Here is a 441-nt window from a genome sequence, read left to right as displayed (position 1 = left end):
TGATGGTGATACCACGAGCTTTTTCTTCCGGCGCGTTATCGATCTGGTCGAATGCGCGAGCAGCACCGCCGTAGGTTTTAGCCAGTACGGTAGTGATTGCAGCGGTCAGCGTTGTTTTACCATGGTCAACGTGGCCGATAGTACCGACGTTAACGTGCGGTTTTGTACGTTCAAACTTTTCTTTAGACATCGATTGTCCCTCTAAGACACGGATAAATCGGTGATATCACCACATCAACCAGGCAACATGCCCGACTTGTTGAATGCAATAAACAGAAGGAAAAAACAGGGAGGAGAAAAGAAGTGGTGCTGATAGGCAGATTCGAACTGCCGACCTCACCCTTACCAAGGGTGCGCTCTACCAACTGAGCTATATCAGCACATCTTGGAGCGGGCAGCGGGAATCGAACCCGCATCATCAGCTTGGAAGGCTGAGGTAAT

At 49.9% G+C, this 441-nt stretch carries 1 protein-coding gene and 1 tRNA gene; both read right to left on the bottom strand.

What is annotated here, in order from left to right:
• On the bottom strand, positions 1-190 hold a 190-nt coding region (locus tag HEM79_RS22370; protein WP_021498352.1), incomplete at its 3' end, for a GTP-binding protein.
• Positions 191-304: 114 nt separating this feature from the next.
• A tRNA-Thr gene (locus tag HEM79_RS22365) sits at positions 305-380 on the bottom strand.
• Positions 381-441: the final 61 nt, after the last annotated feature.

This window comes from Escherichia sp. 93.0816 (genome assembly GCF_013368855.2).
GTDB lineage: Bacteria > Pseudomonadota > Gammaproteobacteria > Enterobacterales > Enterobacteriaceae > Escherichia > Escherichia ruysiae.
The sequence above is the reverse complement of the archived record's forward strand: the minus strand, read 5'-3'. Positions and strand labels throughout refer to the sequence as shown.